A 242-nucleotide genomic window follows, 5' to 3' on the forward strand; every position below is an offset into this window, starting at 1 on the left:
ACGTGTCCCCGCCGCCGTTGTTGCCGCCGCCGTTATTGCCGCCGTTGTTCTCGCCGCCGTTATTATCGCCGCCGTTGTTGTCGCCGCCGTTTTATCGCCGCCGTTGTTGTCGCCGCCGTTGTTCTCGCCGCCGCCGTTATTGCCGCCGTTGTTGTCGCCGCCGTTATTATCGCCGCCGTTGTTCTCGCCGCCGCCGTTATTGCCGCCGTTGTTGTCGCCGCCGTGGTTGTCGCGGGGGGGGT

General features: G+C 66.1%; 1 protein-coding gene. It reads right to left on the minus strand.

What is annotated here, in order from left to right:
• Positions 1-242: hypothetical protein (locus AB2B41_RS24180; RefSeq protein WP_367880274.1), on the minus strand; the 242-nt coding region annotated here is incomplete at both ends.

The sequence above is a fragment of the Sulfitobacter sediminis genome (assembly GCF_040811725.1).
GTDB classification, from domain to species: Bacteria; Pseudomonadota; Alphaproteobacteria; order Rhodobacterales; family Rhodobacteraceae; genus Sulfitobacter; species Sulfitobacter sediminis.